We start from the raw sequence: 18,755 nt of genomic DNA, 5'->3' as shown, positions 1-18,755 counted from the left end.
GGAAATGTGGTGAATGTCGTTTGGTTGACCTCAGTGGCCAAGGGCGTCGCGCGCGATGTGCGTGACGGCGCGCTCGCCCTGGCGCACCTGCACCGGGCCCGCGGAGACCATCCCGGCGCCCTGATCGCGCGGGACGTTCGCGTCCGCGGCCGGCTCGACCGTCTGCGGCTCGGCACCGGCGTGGCGGTCTTCGGGCCGTCCACCCTGTCCGTCGAGGACGGGGGCGGCCTGACCGGTTCCGCGCTGCAGATCGGCGAAGGCACCTACGTCGGGGAGTTCGCGAACATCAGGACGGCCGGCGCGCCGATCCGCATCGGCCGTGGCTGCCTGCTCGCCCAGGGGGTGACGATCGTGGGCAGCAACCATGGGACAGGAGCCGACCGCCCCATCGTCGAGCAGGAGTGGCACGGCGACGGCGTCGAGATCGGCGACGACGTGTGGCTGGGGGCCGGCGTCACCGTCCTGCCCGGCGCCCGCATCGGCGACGGCTGTGTCGTGGCCGCCCACGCGGTGGTCCGCGGACGGATCGAGCCGCTGACAATCGTCGGCGGCGTCCCCGCGCGCCCCCTGGGCAGGCGTTCCCGTGACGCCGACGAGGCGTCCGCGCCCGTCCCCGTGCACCCCTGACCCCCCCCCCGGCACCGACCGTTCCCCCGCCATCCGGCCGCCCACGGCCGGGGAAGGACATCCGCCATGGAACCCCTGGTGAGCGTCATCATGCCCGCCTACAACGCCGAGCGAACGATCGCGGGCGCGCTCAGCAGCGCGCTCAACCAGACGCACCGCAACCTCGAGGTCATCGTCGTGGACGACGAGTCGACCGACGCGACCGCGGCCATCGCGTCCGCCTTCGGTGACCGCGTCCGCGTCATCAGCCAGCCGAACGCCGGCTGCGGCTCCGCGCGCAACACCGCGATCCGCGCCGCGCGGGGCGACCACCTGGCGTGGCTCGACTCCGATGACCTGTGGCTCCCCCGGCACGTCGAGCTGGCGCTGGCCATGCTCCGGCCCGGCGACAAGGCCATGGTCACGTCTGATGCATACACGATCGGCCCCGACGGCATCGGCTGGCAGCGGGTGCTGCCCGAGGGTGCGGTCGCGCCCGAACGGTTGCGCAGCATGATCCTGCGCCGCAACCCCGTCTCGATCTTCGGCCTGTACCCACGGGCGATGCTGGAGGATCTCGGCGAGATCGACGGCACGCTGCGCCGGTGTGAGGACTGGCAGTACTGGGCGCGCGCGGTCTTCCGTGGCTGGGAGATCCGTTTCCAGACCACCCCGACGGCCCTGTACCGGCTCCTGCCCACGAGCCTCAGCGCCGACACCGCGAAGATGCTCGACGCGGAGGACCAGATGATGGAGCGCCTCGAGCACTACGTGGGCGATGCCCTGACCCCCGCCGAGCGTGCGCACCTGGCCGAGCGCCGGGCGCTCGGATCCTGGCAGCGCCACGTCGTCGCCGCGCGCGAGGCCCTGGCGGCCGGGGACGCCGCCACCTCGGCGGAGCACTTCGGCCTCGCCGCCCGGCTGGATCCGGACGACGCCCGCTCACGCCGCAACGCCCGCATCCTGGGCCTGCCCGGTGTCGGCCGTGCGCTGGCGGCCCGGCGCAGGCACGCCGCGGCCCCGGCCCGGACGCCCGTCGCGGACGACCGCCGCGTGAGCGTGGTCATGCCGGCCCACAACGCAGCCGCCACCGTGGGGGCGGCGCTCACCGGTGCCCTCACCCAGACCCACCCCAACGTCGAGATCGTCGTCGTTGACGACGGCTCGGACGACGCGACGGCCACCATCGCCGCCGCCCACGGCGAGCGGGTCGTGCTCGTCCGGCAGGACCGGGCCGGGGTGTCGGCCGCGCGCAACGCCGGCCTGGCCGCCGCCACCGGCAGTCACGTCGTCCTCTGTGACGCCGACGACGTCCTGCTCCCCCACCACGTCGCGCGGGCGCTCGCCACGCTGGACGCGGCGCCGCCTCGCTCGTGGGTGGCCTCGCAGGCGCTGGTGCTGGACGAGCAGGGCATCCGGCGCGACCGCGTCCTCGGGTTCTCCCCCCTGCCGCGTGACGCCCAGCGGCGAGCCGTGCTGGAGCGCAACATCATCCCCATCCACACGCTCGTTCCCCGCCCGATGGTGGCCGAGATCGGCCCGATGGACGAGGAGCTGGAGCGCTGCGAGGACTGGCAGTACTGGATCCGCGCGATCATCGCGGGCTGGCGTGTGGCCTTCCAGATGGAGCCCACCGCGTTGCACCGCTCCACCCCCGGCAGCCTGTCGAGCAGCCAGAAGGGGATGTGGGCCGACGAGGAGCGCATGGTCGCGGCGCTGCCCGGTCTGCTGGGTGCCGGGCTGACCGCCGACGAGCACGCCTATCTCGCCGCGCGCATCGCGGCGGGTTCGCCTGACCGGCTGCACACCCGCGGCGACGCCGCCCTGGCCGCCGGGGATCTGCGCACCGGCCGGCGCCTGCTCGGCACCGCCGGCCGCCTCGACCGCAGCGACCTGCGCGCCCGCACCAAGGCGCGTCTCACCCGAGTTCCCCTCGCCGCACGGCTCCTCGTCGCATTCCGGCGGCGCCGCCCCGCGGCGCGACCCGTTCCGCACAGCCACCAGGAGGGTGCATGAACCGCGCACTGAGCGTCGTCATTCCGGCGCACAACGAAGCCGTCTCGATCGACCGGTGCCTCGCGGCCCTGGGCGGCACGGCGATCGGGCGCGAGGCCGAGATCGTCGTCGTCGCCAACGGGTGTGAGGACGGGACCGCCGCGGCGGCCCGCGCCCACGCCGAGAGCCTGCCCGGCCTCATCGTGGTGGAGACCGACCTCGCCTCGAAGGTCCACGCCCTGAACCTCGGCGACGAGCACGCCACCGCCTTCCCGCGCGTGTACCTCGATGCCGACATCGAACTCAGCCCCGATGCCCTGCCGGCCCTGCGCGACGCCCTGGCCGGCCCTGCGCCGCGGGTCGCCGCACCCCGCATCGTCTTCGACACCGCCGGTTCGAGCTGGGCCGTGCGCGCGTTCTACGACATCTTCGCCCGGCTGCCGTACGCCACCCAGGGGCTCGTGGGCCTCGGCGTCTACGCCCTCTCGGAGTCCGGCCGCCGACGCTTCGGAGCCTTCCCGGAGCTCACCAGCGACGACCTCTTCGTCCAGCGCCTGTTCGCCCCCCACGAGCGCGTCTCCACCCCCGGCACGTTCACGGTCGCGACGCCGCGTCGCTGGCGCGACCTGGTCAAGGTGCGGGCCCGCATCGCGCGCGGCAACGCCGAGTTCGGCGAGGCCGAGCTGCCGGGGGTGGACACCCGTTCCTCCACGGGTGGCACCGCCCGAGCCCTGCTCGGCCTGCTGGTCCGCGACCCGCGGCGCATCGTGGGTGCGGTCGTGTACGCGGTGACCCGTCTCGCCGCCCAGCGGCGGGCCCGCTCCGGCGCCCGATGGGAGCGCGATGACTCCAGCCGCACGCCTCGCACCGATCGCGTCCTCATCGACGGGCTGCCGTTCGACAAGCTGACCGAGGACGCGGTCGTCCGACGCGTGGCGGCCGAGCTCGACGCGGGTCGCGGCGGCCTCATCGTCACCCCGAACGTCGACATCATGGCCCGGGTGCACGCCGACGGTCTGGCCGACCTCATCACGTCCGCCGATGTCGTGATCGCCGACGGCATGCCCCTGGTGTGGAGCTCCCGGATCGCCGGTGACCCCGTGCCCGAGCGCGTGGCCGGCTCCGACCTGCTGTGGAGCCTCTCCCACATGGCCGCCCGCGAACAGAAGTCGGTCTTCCTCCTCGGTGCCGCCGAGGGTGTGGGCGCCGAGGCGGCCCGCCGCCTCGTCCGGCATCACCCGGGCCTGAAGGTGGCGGGCGTGCTCAGCCCCCCGCTGGGGTTCGAGCAGGAGGAGGCGTCCCTCATCCCCGTGGTGGCCGAGGTGGTCGCCGCGCGGCCCGACATCGTGTTCGTGGGACTCGGCTTCCCCAAGCAGGAGCGGGTCGCGCAGGTGCTGCGCCGCGCGCTGCCCGACGCCTGGTTCCTCGGGTGCGGGGGTGCGATCGACATGGCGGCCGGCTCCGTCTCGCGCGCCCACCCGCTGCTGCAGAAGGTGGGTGCCGAATGGGTCCACCGGCTCGTACAGGAGCCGCGACGCCTGTTCCACCGCTACGTGGTGGTGGACACGCCCTTCGCGCTCGGGTTGCTGGCGCGCGCCCTGACGCGCCGTCGCTCCGGCGCCGGCCGGCCCCTCCGCGCCCAGCCCGCGACGCGGGGAGCCGCCGCATGACCGCGCCGACCTCCGGCGACCTGGCCGTCGCCTACCTCGTCAGCCAGTACCCCGCCCTGTCGCACACGTTCATCGAACGCGAGATCGTCGGCCTGCGCGCCCAGGGTGTACGCGTGCTGACCGTGAGCGTGCGCCGCCCCGATCCTGCCCAGCTGCGCACGCAGCTGATGCGCGAGGAGGCCGACGCCACGGTCGTCCTCCAGGCCGACGTGCCGGCGGCCCTGCGCTCGAACGCCGCTGCGGTGCGTCGTGCGCCACGGGCGTTCGCTGCGGCGTCCGCCCGCGCGCTGCGGAGCGGGGAGGCGCGCCCCGCCTCGCGGTGTCGGCAGCTCGCCTACCTCGCGGAGGCCAGCGTGCTGCTCGACCAGCTCCGTGCGCACCGCATCCGCCACGTCCACGCCCACTTCGCCAACAACGGCGCCGACATCGCCCGCCTCGCGGTCGCGCTCGGCAACGCCGAGGAGGGCGAGGGCGTGTACACGTGGAGTTTCACCATGCACGGGCCGACCGAGTTCGAGGCCGTGGAGCGGTTCGACCTCGCGGGCAAGGTGCGCGACGCCGCACGGGTGGCCTGCATCAGCGACTTCACGCGCAGCCAGCTCATGCGGCTGGTCGGCACGCAGGACTGGGACAAGCTCGACATCGTCCGGATGACGGTCGAGACCGATCGGTTCGTGCCGCCCACAGGGGCGAGCCGCGCCGCCGAGGGTCCGTTCCGCATCCTCAGCGTCGGCCGACTCGTGCCCGAGAAGGGCGCCCCGGTGCTCATCGATGCCATCGCCCGGCTTGTCGAGCGCGGCGTGGACGCCCACGCCCGCCTCGTCGGCGGCGGAGAGCTGGAGCCCGTGCTGCGCGCCGAGATCGGGCGTCGCGGCCTCACCGACCGCGTCACCCTCGTGGGCCCCGTCGGCCAGGACGACATCCTCGCCGAGTACCACGGCGCGGACGTGTTCTGCCTGCCGAGCTTCCAGGAGGGGCTGCCGGTCGTGCTCATGGAGGCCATGGCAACCGGCCTGCCCGTGGTCACGACGACCATCGCGGGCATCGGCGACCTCGTGACCGACCGCGTCACCGGCCGCCTCGTGGCGCCCGGCCGGGCCGACCTGCTGGCCGACGCCCTCGCCGAGCTGGCCGCCGACCCCGCGCGGCGCGCCGCCTGGGGTGCAGCCGGGCGCGACGCCGTGGTGACGGAGTTCGGCGTCGAGACGAACGCGGTGCGGATGCGCGACTTCCTGGCCCGCGCGGGGGCCGCGCGGTGACGCTGCCTCCCGAGACCCCCGGCCCCCGCGACACGCGGGCCGCCGAGGCCCCCGATCCCGGCCCGACCCCCGCGGCCCGGCCCAGCTCGCGGCGCACCCTCATCGCCGGCACGCTGTGGCAGGCCCTGCCCCAGATGGCGCCGCTGGTGTTCAACCTGGCGCTGACGCCTTATGTGATCCACGGCGTGAGCGAGGGCATCTACGGCATCTACCTGCTCGTGATGGCCCTCCAGTTCATGCTCGCGAGCCTGGACGGCGGCATCGGGCCGAGCGCCAACCGGCACTTCGGCATCCACGCCGGCCGCGGGGACGCGGCAGCCACGACCCGGCTGTTGACGACGCTGCAGGTCGTGGTCCTCACCGTGTTCGTGCCGATCACGCTGCTGGTGTTCTGGTTCACCCCGCAGATCGTCCGCTTCTTCCCGGCGACCGACCCCGACCCCGAGGGCGCGACGCTGCTGCTCCGGGTGATGATGGTCATCGTCGCGGTGGCCCAGGTGCGCGGCCTCTTCACCCAGGTGTTGCACACCCGCAACCGGTTCGCCGTCCAGTCGGTCGCCGACCTCGCCGGCTACGTCGCCTACGCCATCGGCATGGTCGTCACGGTGGAGACGGGGGCCGGGCTGGCCGGCATCGCCTGGGCCTTCATCGCCCAGCAGGCGCTCACGACCCTGATCGTCATTCCCGGTGCCCTGCCCCTGCTGGACGCCCGGGGCATCGGCTTCATCCCCCGCCGCGAGCTGGTCGACTTCTTCCGCTACGCCTGGAAGATTCAGGTGTCCGGCATCGTCACCTCGTTCTCCGCGCAGGGGGACGCCTTCTTCGTGGGGCGCTTCGCGCCCGCGGACATGACTCCGTTCGGCGTCGGTCAGAACTTCGCCACGACGCTGCGCAACATTCCGCAGAACGCCATGTCGCCCATCCGCACCATGATGGGGAACGGCATCGGTTCCCTGGGCGAGGTGGCGGCCGCCGAGCAGGCCGCCCGCCTGCAGCGCATCTGGGTGCAGGCGGTCACCGGCTGGATCGTCGTCGGCGCCCCGGCCGCGCTGTTCGGCGTCACCGCGTGGCTCCATCTCGGCACCCCGTTGCCGGGGTGGGTGGCCGCCACCGTGCTCGTCGCGCACGGCGCCCTCCTGCTGGTGATGGTGCAGCGGCTGTGGGCCAATGTGGCCGGTGAGTCGGCGGCGACCATGCGGGTGGACGTGGAGAACCTGGTGGTCAAGATCGCCCTCACCCTGGCCCTCATCACCCTCTGGGGCGCGATGGGGGCCGTGCTGGCCACCCTGGTGGCCAACGTGTTCGCCGCCGTCCGGCTGGTCGCGCTGCTCCGCCGGCTGCCTCACCCCGTCGAGGGGCCGTGGCGGCACGTCCCCTGGGGGCTGGCGGTGCTGTGCGCCGCCCTGTCCGGTGCGTGCAGTTGGGCGATCGCCACCTTCGTGGTGGGCACGTGGGTGCCGTTCGGGCCGCTCGCGCTCTTCACGGTCGGCCTCGGCGCCGCACCGGCAATGGCCCTGTACTACCTGCGGACCTTCGGCTGGCACCAGGTCCGGCGCTTCGTCGTCACCCGCGGCAAGGGCTGACGTCCGGGGTCTTCCGCAGGGCGAACCTGCCGGGGCCGCCGCCCACCATCGGTGGAACAATCGGCCCATGCGCGCCCACAACTTCTCGGCCGGCCCCGCCATGCTGCCGCTCGCGGTGCTCGAGCGGGCCCGCGACGAACTGCTCGACTGGGGCGGCTCGGGCATGTCGGTGATGGAGGTCTCCCACCGCGGCAAGGCCTTCGTGGCGGCGGCCGAGGCCACCCAGGCGGCCCTGCGGGCGCTGATGGGCATCCCTGAGGAGTACGCCGTGCTGTTCCTCCAGGGCGGGGCCATGGGCGAGTTCGCGGCGATCCCGATGAACCTGACCGCCCCCGGCGACAGCATCGATTTCCTCCTCACCGGAGACTGGGGCGTCAAGGCAGCCGCGGAGGCCGAGAAGTACGCCGGCGTCCGCGTGGTGGCCGACGAGTCGGCCGACCACTTCGTCCGCGCGCCGCGCGAGGGTTCGTTCACCGTGTCCCCCGACGCGGCCTACCTGCACTACACCCCCAACGAGACCATCCGCGGCGTGGAGTTCGGCTACGTGCCGGACGCCGGGCCGGTGCCGCTGGTGGCCGACATGAGCTCGACGATCCTGTCGCGGCCGGTCGACGTGTCGCGGTTCGGTGTGATCTATGCGGGCGCGCAGAAGAACATGGGGCCCTCCGGGCTGGTCGTCGTCGTCGTCCGACGCGACCTGCTGGGCCGCGCCCGGCCGCAGACGCCGACCGTGTGGGACTTCACCGTCCAGGCCGGGGCGGACTCGATGGTCAACACTCCGCCGACGTTCGGGATCTACCTGTTGGGCCTGGTGCTCGACTGGATCACCGATCAGGGTGGCCTGCTCGGCATGGCCGAACGCAACCGCGCCAAGGCGGACGCCCTGTACGGCTTCATCGACGCCTCGGGCTTCTACTCCAACCCGGTCGACCGCGATGCGCGGTCGTGGATGAACGTGCCGTTCCTCCTGGCCGACCCCTCGCTCGACGCCACCTTCGTGGCCCGGGCCGCGGACGCCGGCCTGACCAACCTGGCCGGCCACCGCTCGGTCGGGGGGATGCGCGCGAGCATCTACAACGCCATGCCGCTGGAGGGCGTGCGCGCCCTCGTCGACTTCATGGCGGAGTTCGAGCGCACGCACGGCTGAGGCAGCGGCGTCAGCCCCCCAGGAGGTCGTCGATGAGATCCTCCGCGCGCGCCACCTCGCGCTCGCACACGGCCTTGACCTCGTCCGGGGAGTAGCTGAAACACACCGGGTGGTCGGCCACCGTGTGCATGGCGATGTCGTTCCAGGAGTCACCGAGGGTCCAGACCTCCACCGGCTCACCGGCGAACCGCCGCCCGAGCAGACGGCGCAGGCCACTGCCCTTGTCCGAGCCGGGCGGCACGATGTCGAGGAAGTCCTGGTTGCGGTGCAGCGCGATCCGGTCACCCCAGGTCGCCACCAGGTGGGCGGCAACCTGGTCGCGCGCCGTGTCGTCGGTGACGAGCAGGGGGATCCCGACGAACTCGTGCCGGGCGAGGTCCTCCTCCGCGAGCGGGGTGTACCGCGCGAGGATCGAGTCGACACGGCCGGCGTTGTCGGCGAGGAGGTGGTCGTCCGCCAGGGTGGTGGCGAAGGTCGCGACGTGAGGTGCGTCACGGAGGTCGGCGTACACGGCGTGGACGAGGTCCGGGGGCAGGAAGCGGGCGTCCTCCACCCGGTACCCGGCATCGGTGATGACCGCCCCGGTGAAGCAGACGCAGTGGTCGAACGTGACCCCCGAGGGCCCCAACACGTCGTCGGTCGCGAAGATCGACTTCCCGGTGGCGACCACCAGCACGTGGCCGGCGGCGCGCCAGCGGTCGAGGGCCGCCCTGGTCGCGGGCGGCACGGCGCGGTCGAACACGATGGTTCCGTCCAGGTCCGTGACCAGCATCCGTCTCACCGGGGTTGCTCCTTCGTGCCGCGGCCGGGGCTGGGCGGCCTGGTCCCACGATGCCGTCGCACGGGGTGGCCCGTCCACCCGTCCGACCAATCCGGCGGAACCGTCGGGGCGGGCCCGCGCCGGAGCCAACCGGTCTAGGGTGGGTGGAGACCGGGCCCTCCCTGGGTCCGATGACCGATCAGACGACGAACAGGGAGTGACCCATGTCGGTTGACCCCGAGCAGCTCACGCTGGCGGGCGCGTTCGATGCCGCCACCGAGGACCGGTGGGAGGCGGAGGTCCTCAAGGTCCTCAACCGCGGCCGCCCGGAGGGCAAGGAGCTCTCCACCGAGCAGGGCCTGAAGAGACTCACGACGACGACCTTGGACGGCATCGCCATCGCGCCGCTGTACACCCGCGACGACTGGGCCGGCGAGCTGGGGTACCCCGGTGTTATGCCGTTCACCCGCGGTGCGGTCGCCCGGACGGGCGAGGCCGTCGCGTGGGGCGTCCGGCAGTTGCACGAGGATCCCGACGTGGCCGTGACGCGCCAGGCGATCCTGGACGACCTCGAGCGGGGCGCCACCAGCGTGTGGCTGCGCGTCGACCCCGACGCGGTGCCCGCGGACGCCCTCGGCCGCGTCCTCGCCGACGTGCAGCTCGACCTGGCCGCGGTGCGGGTCACCAGCCTGCACGACCAGGCGGCCGCCGCCGACGCCCTGTTGTCCGTGCTCAAGGGCTCGGGTTGCGACCTCGCCGTCGTCAAGGGCAACCTCGGCATCGACGGCCTCAAGCACGCCGCCCTGCACGGCACGGCGCCCGACCTCAGCGCCCACCGCACCTACGTGGCCGAGGCCACCGCCAACCTGCCCGGCGTCATCGCGCTGACCGTCGACGTGCTGCCCTACGACGGTGCCGGCGCGTCGGACGCCCAGGAGCTGGCGTTCGCGATCGCCACCGGCATCGCGTACCTGCGCGACCTCGACGAGGCCGGGATCGACGCGGAGGTGGCGGCGTCCCAGATCGAGTTCCGCGTGGCCGCCACCGCCGACCAGTTCGCGACCATCGCCAAGCTGCGCGCCCTGCGCCGGCTGTGGGCGCGCGTGACGCAGGAGTGCGGCGTCCCCGAGCCGGCGCGCGGCGCGACGATCCACGCCGTGACCAGCCCGCGCATGTTCAGCAAGGTCGACCCGCACGTGAACATGCTGCGCACCACCATCGCGACCTTCGGTGCCGCGGCGGGCGGGGCGGACGCGATCACCGTGCTGCCGTTCGACCACGCCAACGGCCTGCCGACGCCGTTCAGCCGCCGCATCGCGCGCAACGTGCAGGTGATCGCGGCGGAGGAGAGCCACCTCGGCCGCGTCGCCGATCCGGCCGGCGGCTCGTGGTTCGTCGAGTCGCTGACCGACGAGCTCGCCCGGGCCGCCTGGACGGTGGTGCAGGAGATCGAAGCCGCGGGGGGCATGCCCGAGGCGCTGGCCTCCGGTGACGTCGCCCGGCGCATCGGCGCCACCAACGAGGCCCGGTCCCGCGGTCTCGCCACCCGCGCGATCGAGCTGACCGGCGTGAGCATGTTCCCGCTCGCCGGGGAGAAGCCCTACGCCGCCAAGGAGCGCCCCGAGGCCCCCGCGCTCAACGGCCTGGAGCAGATCCGCGACGCCGAGGTGTTCGAGGCGTTGCGCGAGGCCGCCTGGGCGCACGAGGAGAAGACCGGGGCGCCGCCCCAGGTGTTCCTCGCCTGCCTGGGAGCCCAACGCGACTTCGGCGCCCGGCAAGGCTTCGCGTCCAACGTGGTGCTGGTCGGCGGGCTCGGGTTCGCCGAGAGCCACGGCGGCACGCCCGAGGAGATCGCTGCGCAGGCGTCCGACGCCGGCGCGAAGCTGGTCATCCTGTGCAGCTCGCCGAAGGTCTACGCCGACCAGGCGGTGCCCGTCGCGCAGGCGTTGAAGGACGCCGGCGTCGAGCGGGTGTACCTCGCCGGTCAGCTCAAGGAGGCCGGTGAGGTGCCCGAGGGCCTCATCGACGGCACGATCGCCCTCGGGATGGACGTCGTCGAGTTCCTCGACTCCACCTTCGACCTGCTGGGAGTGTCCCGATGATTCCTCGTTTCGATTCCGTCGACCTCGGTGACGGCGCGCCCGGCACGGACGCGGCGTCGCTGTACGCGGACGCCGTCGCCAACCTGGGCGCGGCGGGCGCGGAGTGGGAGACGCCCGAGCTGATCACCGTGCCGCCGCTGTTCGGCGACGCCGATCTCGCCGGCCTTGACTTCCTCGACACCCGGCCCGGCATCCCGCCGTTCCTGCGCGGCCCGTACGCGACGATGTACGTGAACCGGCCGTGGACCATCCGTCAGTACGCCGGTTTCTCGACCGCGGAGGAGTCCAACGCGTTCTATCGCCGCAACCTGGCCGCCGGCCAGAAGGGCCTGTCGATCGCGTTCGACCTGGCGACCCACCGCGGCTACGACTCCGACCACCCCCGCGTGGCCGGCGACGTCGGCATGGCGGGCGTGGCCGTGGACTCCATCCTCGACATGCGCCAGCTGTTCTCCGGCATCCCGCTGGACCAGATGAGCGTGTCGATGACCATGAACGGCGCCGTGCTGCCCGTCCTCGCGCTCTACGTCGTGGCGGCCGAGGAGCAGGGCGTCGAGCCCGCCCAGCTGGCCGGGACCATCCAGAACGACATCCTCAAGGAGTTCATGGTCCGCAACACCTACATCTACCCGCCGCTGCCCTCGATGCGGATCATCTCCGACATCTTCGCGTTCACCAGCGCGAACATGCCGCGGTTCAACTCGATCTCGATCTCCGGCTACCACATGCAGGAGGCGGGCGCGACGGCCGACATCGAGATGGCGTACACGCTGGCCGACGGCATCGAGTACATCCGGGCGGGCCAGAGCGTGGGGCTGGACGTGGACAAGTTCGCGCCGCGGTTGAGCTTCTTCTGGGCGATCGGCATGAACTTCTTCATGGAGGTGGCCAAGATGCGCGCCGCGCGCATGCTGTGGGCGCGCCTGGTGAAGGACGCCGGCGCGAAGAACCCCAAGTCGATGTCGCTGCGCACCCACAGCCAGACGTCGGGGTGGTCGCTCACGGCCCAGGACGTGTTCAACAACGTCACCCGCACCTGCCTGGAGGCCATGGCCGCCACGCAGGGCCACACCCAGTCGCTGCACACCAACGCGCTCGACGAGGCCATCGCCCTGCCGACCGACTTCTCCGCTCGCATCGCCCGCAACACCCAGCTGTTCATCCAGCAGGAGTCGGGCACGACGCGTCCGATCGACCCGTGGGGTGGCTCGGCCTACGTCGAGCGGCTGACCGCGGAGCTGGCGGCCAAGGCGTGGGCGCTCATCGAGGAGGTCGAGCAGGCCGGCGGCATGGCGAAGGCCATCGAGGCCGGCATCCCGAAGATGCGCATCGAGGAGGCGGCGGCCCGCACGCAGGCCCGCATCGACTCCGGGCGTCAGCCCGTGATCGGCGTCAACAAGTACCTCGTCGACGACGAGGACACCTTCGACGTGCTGAAGATCGACAACGCGCAGGTGCGCGCCCAGCAGATCGCGAAGCTGGAGCGGCTCCGCGCCGAGCGGGACGAGGAGGCGACGCAGGAGGCCCTGCGCACGCTCACCTGGGCGGCCGCCAACCCCGATCCGACCGATGCCGAGCGCAACCTGCTCAAGCTGGCCATCGACGCGGCCCGCGCGAAGGCGTCCGTGGGTGAGATCAGCGACGCTCTGGAGCAGGAGTTCGGGCGCTACACCGCGCAGATCCGTACGATCAGTGGTGTGTACAGCCGTGAATCCGGAACCAGCGCGTCGGTCGAGGAGACCCGTGAGCTGGTCGAGAAGTTCGAGGAGATCGAGGGACGCCGGCCCCGCATCCTGGTCGCCAAGATGGGCCAGGACGGTCACGACCGCGGCCAGAAGGTCATCGCGACCGCCTACGCCGACCTCGGCTTCGACGTCGACGTCGGCCCGCTGTTCCAGACGCCCGAGGAGGTCGCCCGCCAGGCGATCGAGGCGGACGTCCACGTGGTGGGCGTGAGCTCGCTCGCCGCGGGGCACCTGACGCTGGTGCCGGCGCTACGCGAGGAGCTGGACAAGCTGGGCCGCGAGGACCTGATGATCGTCGTCGGCGGCGTCATTCCGAGCCAGGACTTCGCCGAGCTGCGCGAGCACGGCGCGGACGCGATCTACCCGCCGGGAACCAAGATCCCGGAGTCGGCGCACGAGTTGCTGGAGATCCTCATGGAGCGGCTGGAGGGCGCCGAGGCATGAGGCAGCGCCTCGACCCGGCGACCCTGGCCGAGCAGGTGGTCGCCGGGTCCCGCGCCCACGTGGCGCGGGCCCTGACGCTCGTCGAGAGCTCCCGGCCCGACCACCGCGACGCCGCCCGCGAGCTGCTCACCCTGCTGCGCCCCCACACGGGCAACGCGGTGCGGGTGGGCATCTCGGGGGTGCCCGGGGCCGGCAAGTCGACGTTCATCAACGCGATGGGGGTGCGGCTCATCGAGCGCGGGCACCGCATCGCGGTGCTGGCCGTCGACCCGTCCTCGTCGCGCTCCGGCGGCTCGGTGCTGGGAGACCGGACGCGCATGGCGGACCTGGCCGAGACCGACGCCGCCTTCATCCGCCCCTCCCCGTCGGGCAACCATCTCGGGGGCGTGGCCCGCGCCACGCGCGAGGGCATGCTGATCATGGAGGCCGCCGGGTTCGACACCATCTGGGTCGAAACCGTCGGCGTGGGGCAGTCGGAGGTGGCCGTCGCCGGCATGGTCGACACGTTCCTGCTGCTCATGCTCGCCCGCAGCGGCGATCAGCTGCAGGGCATCAAACGCGGCATCCTCGAGCTCGCGGACGTCATCGCGGTCAACAAGGCCGACGGCGACAACGCCGGGGAGGCCCGGGTGTCGGCCCGCGAGCTGAAGATCGCGATGCGGCTGATCCGTTCCGACCCGAACGAGCGCCGCACCCCGGTGCTGACCTCGTCGTCACTCACCGGCGAGGGCATGGACGAGGTGTGGCAGGCGGTGCTCGACCACCGCGCCGAGCTGGAGAGCTCCGGGACGCTGAACCAGCGGCGCGCCGATCAGCAGCGGGCCTGGATGTGGTCGCTCGTGATCGACGACCTCACCACGTCGCTGCGCCGCTCCCCCGCCGTGAAGGCGATCGCCAAGGACCTCGAGCGCGCCGTCGAGGGCGGCGAGCTGTCCGCCGTCGAGGCGTCCACCGAGATCCTCGCGGCCTTCCGCGCCGACGTGGCCTGACCTCCTGCGCCCGGCCGCCCGCGGCGGCGTCAGTCCTCGTCGTCGTCCGGATCCGGGTGGCGCATCGCGTCGCGGCGGGCCTTCGTCATCCACATGGGCGTCGCCTCCCCGACCCGGGAGGGCGTGTCGATGTCGTCCACATCCCCGGCCAGGGTGCGCACCGAGTCGGTCAGCGCCGAGCCGCCCTCGTCGAGGACCGGGAACGCGTCCCGCCCGGCCAGATAGTTCGCCATGACGTTGACCGTGGCCATGAACGGCACGGCGAACAGCGCGCCGACGAGGCCGATGACGTAGCTGCCCGCCGAGACACCCAGCAGGACGGCGATGGGGTGCACCTTGACCGCCTTGCCCATGAGCACCGGGCTGAGCACGTCGCTCTCGAGCTGCTGCACCGCGATGACGATGACGAGCATGATCAGCGCCGTGACGAACCCCTGCGTGGCGAGCGCGATGAGCACCACGAGGGCGCCCGACACGAGGGCGCCGAGCACGGGGATGAAGCACAGCAGGAACGTCAGGGCGATGATGGGGATGACGAACGGCACCCCGAGGATCCAGGCGCCCACACCGATGCCGAGGGCGTCCACGGCCGCGATCACGATCTGCATCTTCGTGTAGGTGCCCAGGGTCACCCAGCCGCGCCGCCCGCTCTCGTAGGCGGGACGCCGCCAGCGCTCGGGCAGCAGCAGGATCAGCCATGCGGCGATCCGGTCGCCCTGGGCGAGGAAGAAGAAGGTGCTGAAGAGGGTCAGGAACGTGCTGAACAGGCCGCTGGCCAGGCCCATCCCCGTGTCGACGGCGCCCTCGGCCAGAGTCGACCGGTTGTCGCCCACCCAGGCCACGGCCTGGTCGAGGAGGTCGCCGATCTGGTCGGCATCGATGGGCAGCGGCGAGTCGGTGACCCACTGCTCGATCGCGTCCAGCTCCAGCGAAGCGGTCGAGACGATGCCGGCGATGCCCTCGACCAGCTGGGCCCCGGCGAAGTAGATGATGGCCCCGACGGTGCCCAACGCCGCCACCAGGGTCACGATGGCGGCCAGGTAGCGGTGCAGCTTGAGCCTGTGGTTCAACAGCACCTGCACCGGCATGAGCAGCCCGGCGAGCAGAACGGCGATGGCGGCGGGGATCAGCACGGGGGAGGCGACCGACGCCGCCCGGGCCACGTACTCGATGCCGAACAACGTGATGATCAGGGCCGCGCCGAGAATCACCACCGTGCGCACCCGCGGGTGGTCGGGCAGGAACGTGATCGCGCGGCGCGGGGACGCCTCGGGCTGCGGCGAGGACGTGGAAGGGCTCATGGCTAGGCCTAACGGTGAGGGTAGGGCCTCCAGTATCACAGATCGCTCGCCCGTACCGTGCAGCGGCCCGGCCGGCGTCCCGCAGCTCAGCCGCGCGGTTCCACGGCGAACCAGGCGCTCGGCTTGGGTGCCTTGCCGCAGGAGTCGGGCAGCGGGCCGCCCTCGCGCGGCCTGACGCGCACCGCCCAGCCCCGGCCGTCGACGTGCCGCACCACCACGGTGTGCTCCTCGGGGTCCGGCTCGCACCACAGCGCCGCCGGATCGGTGATGCCCGCCTCGGCGCGCACCCACGACTCGGCCGCCTGCCACGCCGGCGGCAGGTGGGAGCGTCCCCGGTCGTGGGCGGGCGTCAGCGCCGCGGCGGCCAACTGGCCGGACGCGGCGGCGTCCAGCACCTGCGCGGCCAGGCCGGGCGTGAGCCGGGCCAGCAGCTGGCCCAGGGGCAGCACCACCCCGGTGGGCGCAAACCTGTGGCCGCCGGTGTGCGAGCACTCCCACACCTGGCCGGGGTACCGGGCGGTGACGTCCTGCACCACGGGGCGGCCCCGGAGGGCGCAGCAGACGTCGCGCTTGGAGTTCGTGCACACCAGCAGGACGGGGTGGCGCGCCGGACGCAACCAGGGGCAGGCCGCGAGCACGGCGTCGCGGTCACCGACGGCCAGGTCGTCCCAGGGCAGCCGGAGCACGGCGTCCGGGGCCAGCGCCACCCCCTCGAGCAGCCAGGGATCACCGGCCAGCCCGCCGGCGACGAACACGCGCCGCGACGCGAATCCCTCCTCCACGGCGTGGTGGCCCGGGGCACGCATCAGCAGCACACGGCCGCCAGCAGCGGCGGCCTCGTCGCCGACGGCCCGGCCGAGGGCTGGGTCGAGGTGCGACTCGGTCAGCGCCTCGCGACCCCACGGGCCGGGTTGTTCGAGGGCGACCCAGAACTGTGCCACCGTGGCGGTGCCGAAGGCGGGCAGACCCTCCCAGGCGATCGAACAGGCGGTCATCGCGGCATCCTGCGCCACAGCGTGCGCGGCACGTGGGCGGCGACGGCGAACAGCACCCACAGCTGCCAGGGGATCCACACGACCACGGGCCCGCCGTCACGCACCCGGCGGGCCACGGCGTCGGCGACCTGCGCCGGGGTGGAGGAGAAGATCGCCGGCCGCATCCCGGCCGTCATGCGTCCGATGACGAAGCCGGGGCGGGCGATGACGAGGTCGACCCCCGAGCCGTGCATGGCGTCGGCGAGGCCGGACGCGAAGCCGTCCAGCCCGGCCTTGGCCGAGCCGTAGACGTAGTTGGCCCGACGCACCCGCACGCCGGCGACCGAGGAGAACGCCACGATGGTGCCCGCCCCCCGGGGGCGCAGGGTGTCGGCCAGCACGGTCAGCAGCGAGGCCTGCGCGGTGAAGTCGGTGGTGAGGATGCGGGCCACTTCCGCCTCGTCGTGCTCGGCCCGCGCCTGGTCGCCGAGGATCCCAAAGGCCAGGACCGCCGTCGCGATGGGCCCGAACCGCTGCTCGATCGCCGCGACGACGCCGCGGTGGGCGGCCACGTCGTCGGCGTCGAAGTCGACGACCTCCACCCGGGACGCCCCTGCCGCGCGCACCTGCGCCACGGCCGCGCCGACGTCCGAGCCGGGCCGGACGGCGAGGACGACCACCGCGGCGGTGCCGGCGAGCCGGCACGCGACCTCCACGCCGATCTCGCTGCGCCCGCCGAAGACGGCGAGCACGCTCACAGCCGGGACCGAAGGGCGCGCAGCCGGGCCAGGCTCGACTCCCGACCCAGGATGGCCATTGACTCGAACAGCGGCGGGGAGACGTTCGAGCCCGTCACCGCCACGCGCACCGGGCCGAACGCGACCTTGGGCTTGATGCCGAGCTCCTCCACCAGCCGGGCGCGCAGCGCGGCCTGAATGCTCGCGTCGTCCCACGCGTCGAGCGAGCCGAGGGCATCCACGGCGGCGTCCAGCACGTCGGCCGCGTTGGCCGGCAGCTTGGCCACCGCGGCCGGGTCCCCGGCCAGCTCGGCGTCGGCGGTGAAGAGGAACTGCAGCTTGCCGAGGGCCTCCGAGAGCAGCGTGAGGCGCTCCTGGATGAGCGGGGTGGCGGCGCGCAGCGTGGCGACCTGCGCGTCGTCGGGGTCGCTCCACTCCCCCGTCCAGACGAGGTGCTCCACGATCCGGTCGGCCAGTTCTTCGGGCGACAACGCCCGGATGTAGTGGCCGTTCAGCCAGCTCAGCTTGTCGAGGTCGAAGACCGGCCCGACGGTGTTCACCTTGTCCCAGGCGAAGCCCGCCACGAACTCGGAGAAGCTCGCGACCTCGGCGTCGTCCTCGGCCGGGGGGTAGCCGAGCAGCTGCAGGAAGTTGCGCAGCGCCTCGGGCAGGAAGCCCTGCTCGCGGAACCACAGCAGCCGGGCGGCGGGGTTCTTGCGCTTGGAGATCTTGGACTTGTCGGTGTTGCGCAGCAGCGGCATGTGCGCGAACGCGGGCACGTCCCAACCGAGCCAGCGGTAGAGCTGGACGTGCTTGGGCGTCGAGCTGATCCACTCCTCGCCGCGCACCACGTGCGTGATGCCCATGAGGTGGTCGTCCACCACCACGGCCAGGTGGTAGGTGGGGAACCCGTCGGCCTTGAGGATCACCTGGTCGTCCGGCGTCGGGGCGCTCACCTCGCCGCGGATCAGGTCGGTGAACGTCGTCGCCACGCCGTCGGGGATGCGCATCCGCACGACGGGGGTGTCGGTGAAACCGGGCAGCGCCGCGCGCTCCTCGCGCGTCTTGCCCAGGCACAGGCGGTCATAGCCCGTCGTGGCCTGCTTGGACGCCGCCTGCTCGGCCCGCATGTCCGCCAGGCGCTCCGCGGAGCACCAGCAGTGATAGGCGTGGCCGTCGGCGAGCAGCTGCTCCACGAAGGGCCGGTAGGTGTCGAGCCGCTCGGACTGCCGGTAGGGCTCGTAGGGGCCGCCGACGTCGGGGCCCTCGTCCCACGGCAGGCCCAGCCAGCGCAGCGTCGCGTAGATCTGCTCCTCGGAATCGGCAACGTAGCGGGCGCGGTCGGTGTCCTCGATGCGGAGCACGAAGCGGCCACCGGTGGCGCGGGCGTAGGCGAGGTTGAACAGCGCCATGTAGGCCGTCCCGACGTGCGGATCACCGGTC

The 18,755-nt window shown here is 72.8% G+C and carries 14 protein-coding genes; 9 read left to right on the top strand and 5 right to left on the bottom strand.

Annotated features, from left to right (window positions below):
• The first annotated feature begins 9 nt into the window (after positions 1-9).
• The 6 genes from PCC79_RS04655 (at position 10) to serC (ending at position 8,260) form a co-directional block, all read left to right on the top strand.
• Positions 10-627: an acyltransferase gene (locus tag PCC79_RS04655; RefSeq protein WP_342373145.1), complete on the top strand. Its 618-nt coding sequence runs from the start codon at positions 10-12 to the stop codon at positions 625-627.
• 66 nt (positions 628-693) lie between these two features.
• Entirely contained in the window at positions 694-2,622 is a 1,929-nt protein-coding gene (locus PCC79_RS04650; protein WP_232549003.1) for a glycosyltransferase family 2 protein, read from the top strand.
• Entirely contained in the window at positions 2,619-4,271 is a 1,653-nt protein-coding gene (locus tag PCC79_RS04645; protein WP_342373144.1) for a WecB/TagA/CpsF family glycosyltransferase, read from the top strand. The genes PCC79_RS04650 and PCC79_RS04645 overlap by 4 nt, the downstream gene beginning before the upstream one ends.
• Positions 4,268-5,530, top strand: coding sequence for a glycosyltransferase (locus PCC79_RS04640; RefSeq protein ID WP_232549005.1), 1,263 nt, complete (start codon positions 4,268-4,270; stop codon positions 5,528-5,530). Before PCC79_RS04645 ends, PCC79_RS04640 begins: the two co-directional genes overlap by 4 nt.
• Positions 5,527-7,113: a lipopolysaccharide biosynthesis protein gene (locus tag PCC79_RS04635; protein WP_232549006.1), complete on the top strand. Its 1,587-nt coding sequence runs from the start codon at positions 5,527-5,529 to the stop codon at positions 7,111-7,113. The genes PCC79_RS04640 and PCC79_RS04635 overlap by 4 nt, the downstream gene beginning before the upstream one ends.
• A 67-nt stretch (positions 7,114-7,180) precedes the next feature.
• Positions 7,181-8,260 carry a 3-phosphoserine/phosphohydroxythreonine transaminase gene (serC, locus tag PCC79_RS04630; protein ID WP_232549007.1) on the top strand — a complete coding sequence of 360 codons (1,080 nt, stop codon included), beginning with the start codon at positions 7,181-7,183 and terminating at the stop codon, positions 8,258-8,260.
• 10 nt (positions 8,261-8,270) lie between these two features.
• On the opposite strand, the gene PCC79_RS04625 is transcribed toward serC, so the two are convergent.
• Positions 8,271-9,032, bottom strand: a complete 762-nt coding sequence (locus PCC79_RS04625; protein ID WP_232549033.1) for an HAD-IIB family hydrolase — start codon at positions 9,030-9,032, stop codon at positions 8,271-8,273.
• Positions 9,033-9,244: 212 nt separating this feature from the next.
• Between PCC79_RS04625 and mutA the strand changes: the two genes are divergently transcribed.
• The 3 genes from mutA to meaB are packed head-to-tail and all read left to right on the top strand — an operon-like array spanning position 9,245 to position 14,300.
• Entirely contained in the window at positions 9,245-11,122 is a 1,878-nt protein-coding gene (mutA, locus tag PCC79_RS04620; RefSeq protein WP_232549008.1) for a methylmalonyl-CoA mutase small subunit, read from the top strand.
• On the top strand, positions 11,119-13,311 hold the full coding sequence (gene scpA, locus PCC79_RS04615) for a methylmalonyl-CoA mutase (protein WP_232549009.1): 2,193 nt from the start codon (positions 11,119-11,121) through the stop codon (positions 13,309-13,311). The genes mutA and scpA overlap by 4 nt, the downstream gene beginning before the upstream one ends.
• Positions 13,308-14,300: a methylmalonyl Co-A mutase-associated GTPase MeaB gene (gene meaB, locus PCC79_RS04610; RefSeq protein ID WP_232549010.1), complete on the top strand. Its 993-nt coding sequence runs from the start codon at positions 13,308-13,310 to the stop codon at positions 14,298-14,300. The genes scpA and meaB overlap by 4 nt, the downstream gene beginning before the upstream one ends.
• A 29-nt stretch (positions 14,301-14,329) precedes the next feature.
• On the opposite strand, the gene PCC79_RS04605 is transcribed toward meaB, so the two are convergent.
• The 4 genes from PCC79_RS04605 to gltX form a co-directional block, all read right to left on the bottom strand.
• On the bottom strand, positions 14,330-15,601 hold the full coding sequence (locus PCC79_RS04605) for an AI-2E family transporter (RefSeq protein WP_232549011.1): 1,272 nt from the start codon (positions 15,599-15,601) through the stop codon (positions 14,330-14,332).
• Positions 15,602-15,687: 86 nt separating this feature from the next.
• Entirely contained in the window at positions 15,688-16,596 is a 909-nt protein-coding gene (locus PCC79_RS04600; RefSeq protein WP_232549012.1) for a sucrase ferredoxin, read from the bottom strand.
• Complete coding sequence (locus PCC79_RS04595; protein ID WP_342373143.1) at positions 16,593-17,333, bottom strand: SDR family NAD(P)-dependent oxidoreductase; 741 nt, start codon at positions 17,331-17,333, stop codon at positions 16,593-16,595. Before PCC79_RS04595 ends, PCC79_RS04600 begins: the two co-directional genes overlap by 4 nt.
• Positions 17,330-18,724: a glutamate--tRNA ligase gene (gltX, locus tag PCC79_RS04590; protein ID WP_425325664.1), complete on the bottom strand. Its 1,395-nt coding sequence runs from the start codon at positions 18,722-18,724 to the stop codon at positions 17,330-17,332. The genes PCC79_RS04595 and gltX overlap by 4 nt, the downstream gene beginning before the upstream one ends.
• Between the last annotated feature and the right edge of the window lie 31 nt (positions 18,725-18,755).

This window comes from Propioniciclava soli (assembly GCF_038502305.1).
Classification (GTDB): Bacteria; Actinomycetota; Actinomycetes; order Propionibacteriales; family Propionibacteriaceae; genus Propioniciclava; species Propioniciclava soli.
The sequence above is the reverse complement of the archived record's forward strand: the minus strand, read 5'-3'. Positions and strand labels throughout refer to the sequence as shown.

Bases quoted from the DNA above. Each gene is read 5' to 3' on its own strand.
- PCC79_RS04600 (WP_232549012.1), bottom strand. From the start codon at position 16,596: ATGACCGCCTGTTCGATCGCCTGGGAGGGTCTGCCCGCCTTCGGCACC.
- PCC79_RS04640 (WP_232549005.1), top strand. From the start codon at position 4,268: ATGACCGCGCCGACCTCCGGCGACCTGGCCGTCGCCTACCTCGTCAGC.
- serC (WP_232549007.1), top strand. From the start codon at position 7,181: ATGCGCGCCCACAACTTCTCGGCCGGCCCCGCCATGCTGCCGCTCGCG.
- gltX (WP_425325664.1), bottom strand. From the start codon at position 18,724: ATGGCGCTGTTCAACCTCGCCTACGCCCGCGCCACCGGTGGCCGCTTC.
- PCC79_RS04625 (WP_232549033.1), bottom strand. From the start codon at position 9,032: ATGCTGGTCACGGACCTGGACGGAACCATCGTGTTCGACCGCGCCGTG.
- PCC79_RS04605 (WP_232549011.1), bottom strand. From the start codon at position 15,601: ATGAGCCCTTCCACGTCCTCGCCGCAGCCCGAGGCGTCCCCGCGCCGC.
- PCC79_RS04650 (WP_232549003.1), top strand. From the start codon at position 694: ATGGAACCCCTGGTGAGCGTCATCATGCCCGCCTACAACGCCGAGCGA.
- mutA (WP_232549008.1), top strand. From the start codon at position 9,245: ATGTCGGTTGACCCCGAGCAGCTCACGCTGGCGGGCGCGTTCGATGCC.
- meaB (WP_232549010.1), top strand. From the start codon at position 13,308: ATGAGGCAGCGCCTCGACCCGGCGACCCTGGCCGAGCAGGTGGTCGCC.
- PCC79_RS04645 (WP_342373144.1), top strand. From the start codon at position 2,619: ATGAACCGCGCACTGAGCGTCGTCATTCCGGCGCACAACGAAGCCGTC.
- scpA (WP_232549009.1), top strand. From the start codon at position 11,119: ATGATTCCTCGTTTCGATTCCGTCGACCTCGGTGACGGCGCGCCCGGC.